Origin of the sequence: Streptomyces sp. 150FB (assembly GCF_000818195.1) — a bacterium.
Taxonomy (GTDB): Bacteria; Actinomycetota; Actinomycetes; order Streptomycetales; family Streptomycetaceae; genus Streptomyces.
The window spans coordinates 1,845,504-1,853,525 of record NZ_JTHL01000001.1; the positions used below are offsets into that span (position 1 = coordinate 1,845,504).

Here is an 8,022-nt window from a genome sequence, read left to right on the forward strand (position 1 = left end):
GCGGCTGCCGCATCTGTGCGGGCGGGACCCGAGCGCGCTGGACGGACAGCAGATCGCACGCGCCGTCGTGGAGTCCGTCGCCGAGAACACCTCCGACGCCGTGGTGGGCGCGCTGGTGTGGGGCGCGATCGCCGGGGTGCCGGGGCTGGTCGGGTTCCGGGCGGTGAACACGCTGGACGCGATGGTGGGTCACCGGTCGCCCCGGTACCGGAAGTTCGGCTGGGCCTCGGCCCGCCTCGACGATGTCGCCGGCTGGCCGGGGGCCCGGCTGACGGCCGTACTGGCCGCACTGGCCGGCGGTGACACGCGCGGCGCCGTACGCGCCGTACGCAGCGACGCGCACCGCCACCCCAGCCCCAACGCCGGTCCCGTGGAGGCCGCGTTCGCCGGCGCGCTCGGCGTACGGCTCGGCGGGACCCTCTCGTACGGCGGCAGGATCGAGCACCGCCCGGTGCTCGGCGGCGCGGGCCGGCCGGTCGAGGTCGCCGACATCGGCCGGGCGGTACGGCTCTCGCGCCGGGTGACCGCGCTGGCCCTGGTGGCCTGTGCCGGAGGACGTATCGCATACGGAGCGCTGCGCGCGGCGCGGACAGGGGGACGGGCATGAGCCGGAGCGGGCGCGGTGGCGGGCTGCTGATCGCGGGGACCACGTCGGACGCGGGCAAGAGCGTGGTCACAGCGGGGATCTGCCGCTGGCTCGTGCGCCGGGGCGTGAAGGTGGCGCCCTTCAAGGGCCAGAACATGTCGCTGAACTCGTTCGTGACGCGCGAGGGCGCCGAGATCGGCCGCGCGCAGGCGATGCAGGCGCAGGCCGCCCGGGTGGAGCCGACGGCGCTGATGAATCCCGTACTGCTCAAGCCCGGTGGCGACCGCACCAGTCAAGTCGTGCTGATGGGGCAGCCGGTGGGCGAGATGAGCGCCAAGGGGTTCTTCGGGGACCGGCAGAAGTCGTTGCTGGGGCCCGTGCTGGACTGCCTGGAGGAGTTGCGGGGCACGTATGACGCGGTGATCTGCGAGGGGGCGGGCAGTCCCGCCGAGATCAATCTGCGCCGTACCGACATCGTCAACATGGGCATAGCGCGGGCCGCGCGGCTGCCGGTGCTGGTGGTCGGTGACATCGACAGGGGCGGGGTCTTCGCCTCGTTCTTCGGGACGACGGCGCTGCTGAGCGCCGAGGACCAGTCGCTGGTCGCGGGGTATCTCGTCAACAAGTTCCGGGGCGATGTGTCGCTGCTGGAGCCGGGGTTGGAGATGCTGCGCGGGCTGACGGGGCGGCGCACGTACGGGGTGCTGCCGTTCCGGCACGGCCTGGGGATCGACGAAGAGGACGGGCTGCGGGTGTCGGCGCACGGCGCCGTGCGCGAGTCACGGGTCGCTCCCCCGTACGGCGACGAGGTGCTGCGGGTCGCCGTGTGCGCCGTACCGCTGATGTCGAACTTCACCGACGTGGACGCGCTGGCGGCCGAGCCGGGGGTCGTCGTGCGGTTCGTCGACCGGCCCGACGAACTGGCCGACGCGGACCTGGTGGTGGTGCCAGGCACCCGGGGGACGGTCCGGGCGCTGGCGTGGCTGCGGGAGCGCGGGCTCGCCGAGGCGCTCGCGCGGCGGGCCGCGCTGGGCCGTCCCGTGCTGGGGATCTGTGGCGGCTACCAGATCCTGGGCGAGCACATCGACGACGAGGTCGAGTCACGGGCCGGCGCGGTGGCGGGGCTCGGGCTGCTGCCCGTACGGGTGCGGTTCGCGCGCGGGAAGACGCTGGCCAGGCCGGTGGGCGTGGCGCTGGGTGAGCCCGTCGAGGGGTACGAGATCCATCACGGCGTCGCCACGGTGGAGGGCGGCGAGCCGTTCGTCAGCGACCCGGAGGGACGGCCGCTGGACGGCTGCCGGGTGGGCGCGGTGCAGGGCACGCACTGGCACGGCGCGCTGGAGAGCGACGGCTTCCGGCGGCGCTTCCTTACGGAGGTGGCGCGGGCGGCGGGGCGGCGTTTCGTACCGGCGCCCGACACCAGCTTCGGGGCGCTGCGGGAGGAGCAGTTGGACCTGCTCGGCGACCTGGTCGAGGAGCACGCCGACACGGACGCGCTGCTGCGGCTGATCGAGGAGGGCGCTCCGGCGGGGCTGCCCTTCGTCCCGCCGGGAGCGCCGTGAGACCTGAGAGACAGCAAAGACCGCGAGAGACCGCAGAGACCCGAGAGCCACTCGAAGGAGCGTTCCGCGTATGAGCACCCCCTTTCCGTTCACCGCCGTCGTGGGAATGGACGATCTGCGGCTCGCCCTGCTGCTGAACGCGGTGAGTCCCGCCGTCGGCGGTGTCCTCGTACGCGGTGAGAAGGGCACGGCCAAGAGCACGGCCGTACGGGCGCTCTCGGCGCTGCTGCCCGAGGTGGCGACCGTCGCGGGCTGCCGCTTCAGTTGCGACCCCGCGGCGCCCGACCCCGGCTGCCCCGACGGTCCGCACGAGAAGGCGCCGGGCCTCTCCCGGCCCGCGCGGATGGTCGAACTGCCCGTCGGCGCCTCGGAGGACCGCCTCGTGGGGGCGCTCGACATCGAACGGGCGCTGGCCGAGGGCGTGAAGGCCTTTGAGCCCGGCCTGCTCGCCGACGCGCACCGCGGGGTGCTGTACGTCGACGAGGTCAACCTCCTCCACGACCACCTGGTCGATTTGCTGCTGGACGCGGCCGCGATGGGCGCCTCGTACGTCGAGCGGGAAGGCGTCTCCGTACGGCACGCGGCGCGGTTCCTGCTCGTCGGCACGATGAACCCCGAGGAGGGCGAGCTGCGCCCGCAGTTGCTCGACCGCTTCGGGCTGACCGTGGAGGTGGCCGCCTCGCGCGAGCCGGAGTCGCGGGTGGAGGTCGTACGGCGGCGGCTCGCGCACGACGACGACCCGGAGGGTTTCGTCGCCCGCTGGGCCGGCGAGGAGTCCGCGCTGCGGGAACGCATCGTCACCGCGCGGGCCCTGCTCCCCGACGTGCGCCTCGGGGACGCCGCGCTGCTCCAGATAGCGGCGACCTGCGCCGCCTTCGAGGTGGACGGCATGCGCGCCGACATCGTGATGGCGCGGACGGCGACGGCACTCGCCGCGTGGGCCGGGCGTACGGACGTGCTCGCCGAGGACGTACGGCAGGCCGCGCTGCTGGCGCTCCCCCACCGCCGCCGCCGCAACCCCTTCGACGCGCCGGGCCTGGACCAGGACAAGCTGGACGACACGCTGGAGGAGTTCAAGGGCGATGCCTCCGACGCCCCCGACGACCCCGATCCCGACGGTCCCGACGACAACGGCGGCCCCGACGGGGGCGGCGGAGGCGGACAGCCGCCCGGCGACGCCGGTGACGGTCCCGGCACGCCGCAGGAGCCCGCCACCGGCGAGGACGACACACGGCCCGCCGACCCGGGACCCCCGGCGGATCCTGGCGCGGAGCCCGACCCCGCGCCCGAAGGACAGCCGGGACGCGCGGGTGCGGCCGAGCAGTCGGCGGTGAAGTCCGCCGAGCCGTTCCGTACGAAGATGCTCAGCGTTCCCGGTCTGGGCGAGGGCGCGGCCGGGCGCCGCTCCCGGGCCCGTACGGAACACGGCAGGACGACCGGCTCCCGCCGCCCCAAGGGCGCGCTGACCAAGCTGCACCTGGCGGCGACCGTGCAGGCCGCAGCGCCGCACCAGAGGGCGCGTGGCCGCAGCGGCCCCGGTCTGGTGGTCCGCCGCGACGATCTGCGGCAGGCGACGCGCGAGGGCCGCGAGGGCAACCTCGTGCTGTTCGTGGTCGACGCCTCGGGTTCGATGGCGGCCAGGCAGCGGATGAGCGCGGTGAAGGGAGCGGTGCTCTCGCTGCTGCTCGACGCGTACCAGCGGCGCGACAAGGTCGGCCTGGTCACCTTCCGGGGCAGGGAGGCGGCGCTCGCGCTGCCGCCGACCTCCTCCGTGGACGCGGCGGCCTCGCGTCTCGAATCGCTGCCGACCGGCGGCCGTACGCCGCTCGCCGCCGGGCTGCTCAAGGCCCATGACGTGCTGCGGGTGGAGCGGATGAGGGACCCGGCGCGCCGTCCGCTGCTGGTGGTCGTGACGGACGGGCGGGCCACGGGCGCCAAAGCCGCGAGCGAGGGCGACCCGGTGGCGCTCGCGACGCGCGCCGCGCGGCTGCTCGCCTCCGGGGGGACGGCCTCGGTCGTCGTGGACTGCGAGTCGGGCCCGGTACGGCTCGGACTCGCCGGCGCGCTCGCCGCCGGCCTGGAAGGCACCTGCGTCACCCTCGACGAACTGCGCGCCGACAGCATCGCCGGCCTGGTCAGAGACGTACAGCACGTGAGCAACGGACCCAGGAGGGCCGCGTAATGCCGCAGGGACAGCCGGAATCCGTACCGGACGACGGTCTCACCACCCGTCAGCGCCGCAACCGTCCGCTGGTGCTCGTCCACACGGGCACCGGCAAGGGCAAGTCGACGGCCGCCTTCGGACTCGCGCTGCGCGCCTGGACGCAGGGCTGGCCGATCGGGGTGTTCCAGTTCGTCAAGTCGGCGAAGTGGAAGGTCGGCGAGGAGCAGGCGCTGAAGGTGCTGGGGGCGAGCGGCGAGGGCGGCAGCGTCGCCTGGCACAAGATGGGCGAGGGCTGGTCGTGGGTGCAGCGCGACAGCCAGCTCTCCAACGAGGAGGCGGCGCGGGAGGGCTGGGAGCAGGTCAAGCGCGATCTGGCGGCCGAGACCCACACGCTGTACGTGCTGGACGAGTTCGCCTATCCGCTGCACTGGGGGTGGGTGGACACCGCCGAGGTGATCGAGGTGCTGCGGAACCGTCCTGGCACCCAGCATGTGGTGATCACCGGCCGGAACGCCCCGCAGGAACTGCTGGACTTCGCCGACCTCGTGACAGAGATGACCAAGGTCAAGCACCCGATGGACGCGGGCCAGAAGGGCCAGCGAGGCATCGAGTGGTGAACATCCCCCGGCTGGTCATCGCCGCGCCGTCCTCGGGGAGCGGCAAGACCACCGTCGCCACCGGGCTGATGGCGGCCTTCTCGGAGCGCGGCCTCGCCGTGTCCCCGCACAAGGTCGGCCCCGACTACATCGATCCGGGCTATCACGCGCTGGCGGTGTCGACGGCGGCGCGCGTACGGCCCGGCCGCAACCTCGACGCGTACATGTGCGGGACGGAGCTGATCGGGCCGCTGTTCGCGCACGGCGCCGCCGGGTGCGATCTCGCTGTCGTCGAGGGCGTGATGGGGTTGTACGACGGCGCGTCGGACCAGGGTGAACTGGCGTCGACGGCACAGGTGTCGAAGCTGCTGCGGGCGCCGGTGGTACTGGTGGTGGACGCCTCGTCGCAGTCGCGTTCGGTGGCGGCGCTGGTACACGGTTTCGCGTCCTGGGACCCGGAGGTGCGGATCGGCGGGGTCATTCTCAACAAGGTCGCCTCCGACCGCCACGAACGGCTGCTGCGCGACGCGCTCGACGGGTCGGGCGTGCCGGTGATGGGCGTGCTGCGCAGGACCGACCAGGTCGGTACGCCCTCGCGCCACCTCGGTCTGGTGCCGGTCGCCGAGCGGCACGCCGACGCGGTCGGCGCGATGCGGGAGCTGGCGGAACGGGTACGGGCGGGCTGCGACCTGGAGGCGCTGCTGGCGCTCGCGCGGAGCACGCCCGAGCTGGCGGCGGAGCCCTGGACACCGGAGGTGGCGACGGCGGATACGGCCTTGGCCGGCGGGCGGCGGCCGGTGATCGCGGTGGCCGGCGGGTCCGCGTTCACCTTCTCGTACGCGGAGCACACCGAGCTGCTGACGGCGGCGGGCGCCGACGTCGTACCGTTCGATCCGCTGCGGGACGAGCGGCTGCCGGAGGGGACACGCGGGCTGGTCGTCGGCGGCGGCTTCCCCGAGGTGTACGCGCCCGAGCTGTCCGCGAACGCGCTGCTGCGCGAGGCGGTGGCCGGGCTCGCGCACTCCGGCGCGCCGGTGGCCGCCGAGTGCGCGGGGCTGCTGTATCTGGCCCACTCCCTGGACGGGAAGCCGATGTGCGGCGTGCTCGACGCGCACGGCCGGATGTCGGGGCGGCTGACGCTGGGCTACCGCGAGGCGGTGGCGGTCGGCGACAGCGCGCTGGCGGCGGCGGGGACGCGCGTACGCGGGCACGAGTTCCACCGGACGGTGCTGGACCCTGGCGCGGGCGCCGAGCCCGCGTGGGGGATGGTGCGTCCCGAGCGGCGGTTGGAGGGCTTCGTCAGCGGGGGCGTGCACGCGAGCTATCTGCATACGCACTGGGCCGCGACGCCGGCGATGGCGCGACGGTTCGTGGAGCGGTGCGCGGCGTGAAGATGTGTACGACGTGAGGGTGGGTACGGCGTGAGCGCGGCGCCCCGGCTCCGCTCAGCCCGCGAAGCCCACCACCAGCCAGATGAACCCCACGCCCAGGACGGTGCACAGCAGCGTCGAGCGCGCCGGGTGGTCGTGGTGCGCCTCGGGGAGGATCTCGGCCGCCGAGAGGTAGAGCAGCGCGCCGCCGAAGAAGCCCAGGTAGCTGCCGAGCAGCTCTCCCGGGAGGGTGAAGAACAGTGTGGAGGCGGCGCCGATGACGGGCGCGACGGCGTCCGCGAGGAGCATCGTGAGGGCCTTGCGGCGGTCGTTCCCGTACAGGCTGGTGATCGTGTACGTGTTGAAACCGTCGGCGAAGTCGTGGGCGATGACGGCGAGCGCGACGGCCGTACCCATCCCGCCGCCGAGCTGGAAGGCGGCGCCGAGCGCGATGCCGTCCATCAGGCTGTGGCCGACCATGGCCGCCGCCGCGGTCAGGCCCACCTGGGGCACGCGCCCGCCCGCCACGGCCGGCTCCTCGTTCTCGTCGGCGCCGTGGGAGGCCTGGCGGCCGGCGAGCAGCCGTTCCACCAGGTGGGCGACGAGGAACCCGCCGACGAACAGCAGCAGCGCCTGCGGTACGCCGAAGATCTCGTCGCCCGCCGCCGAGACCGCCTCCGGCAGCAGGTCGAGTCCGACCACGCCGAGCATCAGCCCACCGGCGAGGCCGAGGACGAGATGGCGGCGGTCGGTGACGCGTTGCGCCGTCCAGCCGCCGAAGAGCGTCATGAGGAACGCGCCGAGCGCGACAAAGACCGCCATGGGCCCCTGCTTAGCCCATCAGTGCCCCCCTCCGCACATCCGGGGTCGGTTCTGGTGGTGGGCGTGGGCGCGGCGAAAGGCGTTCCGGCGGCGGAAGTGGGCGCCCTGATCCAAGCGGCACTGCGGGAAGCCGGGCTCCGCGCGCTCGATGTCGCCGAGTTGGCGACCGTCGACAGCAAGGCGGATGAGACGGGAATCACCAAGGCCGCCGAGCTGCTCGGCGTCCCGCTGCGGACCTATCCGGCCGCGCTGCTCGCCGGGGTCGAGGTGCCGAATCCGTCCGGTGCGCCGCTGGGCGCCGTGGGTACGCCGTCGGTCGCCGAGGCCGCAGCGCTCGCGGGCGGCGGTGAACTCCTCGTACCCAAGCGGAAGTCGCGCCCGGCGGGCGGCGGCCCGGCGCGGGCCACCTGCGCCGTGGCGCGCAGGGCGGCGGGGTCGGACGGGGCGCGGAACCGACCGGCGCGCCAGGAGTCGACGGGGCGAGAGATAGACATGATCTCGACAGTGACGGTAGACATCAGGATTCCCACGGGTAACAGTGGGCCGCACGGTGACGCTCCGGGCCTCCGGACGCGTTCGGAGGGAGCCCAGTGAGCCGCGTCGTCAGGCCCGTCGAGGGCGTGGAACACGACCCCGACCCCACGCGGGGAGCGACGCGGGGAGCGACAGCTCCGGCGATGCCGGCGGCAGCCGCGACAACGGCCCGCGATGATCACCGTGGCAGCCATGTACGCGGACGCTGACGCCCACGACCTGCGGCATCACGGCGACGCCGAGATGCGCGACGGCGCGCCGGAGTTGATCGATCTCGCGGTCAATGTCCGCACGGGCACTCCCCCGGCCTGGCTGCGCACCCGTATCGCCGATTCGCTGACCGGTCTCGCCGCCTATCCCGACGGCCGCGCCGCGCGGGCGGCGGTCG

The 8,022-nt window shown here is 74.0% G+C and carries 6 protein-coding genes and 2 pseudogenes; 7 read left to right on the top strand and 1 reads right to left on the bottom strand.

Features of this window, described 5'->3' with window-relative positions; genetic code table 11:
• The 5 genes from QR77_RS07600 to QR77_RS07620 all read left to right on the top strand — a co-directional run.
• On the top strand, positions 1–607 hold a 607-nt coding region (locus QR77_RS07600; protein ID WP_040020480.1), incomplete at its 5' end, for a CobD/CbiB family cobalamin biosynthesis protein.
• Positions 604–2,148, top strand: coding sequence for a cobyric acid synthase (locus tag QR77_RS07605; RefSeq protein ID WP_040020481.1), 1,545 nt, complete (start codon positions 604–606; stop codon positions 2,146–2,148). The genes QR77_RS07600 and QR77_RS07605, both read left to right, overlap by 4 nt.
• A gap of 70 nt (positions 2,149–2,218) precedes the next feature.
• The gene (locus tag QR77_RS07610) at positions 2,219–4,330 is read left to right on the top strand and encodes a putative cobaltochelatase (protein WP_040020483.1); all 2,112 of its coding nucleotides are present in this window, start codon (positions 2,219–2,221) and stop codon (positions 4,328–4,330) included.
• On the top strand, positions 4,330–4,929 hold the full coding sequence (gene cobO, locus QR77_RS07615) for a cob(I)yrinic acid a,c-diamide adenosyltransferase (protein ID WP_040020484.1): 600 nt from the start codon (positions 4,330–4,332) through the stop codon (positions 4,927–4,929). The genes QR77_RS07610 and cobO overlap by 1 nt, the downstream gene beginning before the upstream one ends.
• Positions 4,923–6,299: a cobyrinate a,c-diamide synthase gene (locus tag QR77_RS07620; RefSeq protein ID WP_040020485.1), complete on the top strand. Its 1,377-nt coding sequence runs from the start codon at positions 4,923–4,925 to the stop codon at positions 6,297–6,299. Before cobO ends, QR77_RS07620 begins: the two co-directional genes overlap by 7 nt.
• 54 nt (positions 6,300–6,353) lie before the next feature.
• Here QR77_RS07620 and QR77_RS07625 read toward each other — a convergent pair whose 3' ends face one another.
• On the bottom strand, positions 6,354–7,100 hold the full coding sequence (locus tag QR77_RS07625) for a ZIP family metal transporter (protein WP_040020486.1): 747 nt from the start codon (positions 7,098–7,100) through the stop codon (positions 6,354–6,356).
• Positions 7,101–7,121: 21 nt separating this feature from the next.
• On the opposite strand from QR77_RS07625, the pseudogene QR77_RS48370 reads away from it, so the two are divergent.
• Together QR77_RS48370 and QR77_RS07635 are read left to right on the top strand one after the other, a co-directional pair.
• Positions 7,122–7,526, top strand: a pseudogene (locus QR77_RS48370) (cobalamin biosynthesis protein); the annotation flags it as partial.
• Positions 7,527–7,826: 300 nt separating this feature from the next.
• Positions 7,827–8,022 (top strand): annotated as a pseudogene (locus QR77_RS07635) (aminotransferase); the annotation flags it as partial.

Excerpts from the sequence above, each read along its gene's own strand:
- QR77_RS07605 (WP_040020481.1), top strand. The coding sequence starts at position 604 with ATGAGCCGGAGCGGGCGCGGTGGCGGGCTGCTGATCGCGGGGACCACG.
- QR77_RS07610 (WP_040020483.1), top strand. The coding sequence starts at position 2,219 with ATGAGCACCCCCTTTCCGTTCACCGCCGTCGTGGGAATGGACGATCTG.
- cobO (WP_040020484.1), top strand. The coding sequence starts at position 4,330 with ATGCCGCAGGGACAGCCGGAATCCGTACCGGACGACGGTCTCACCACC.
- QR77_RS07625 (WP_040020486.1), bottom strand. The coding sequence starts at position 7,100 with ATGGCGGTCTTTGTCGCGCTCGGCGCGTTCCTCATGACGCTCTTCGGC.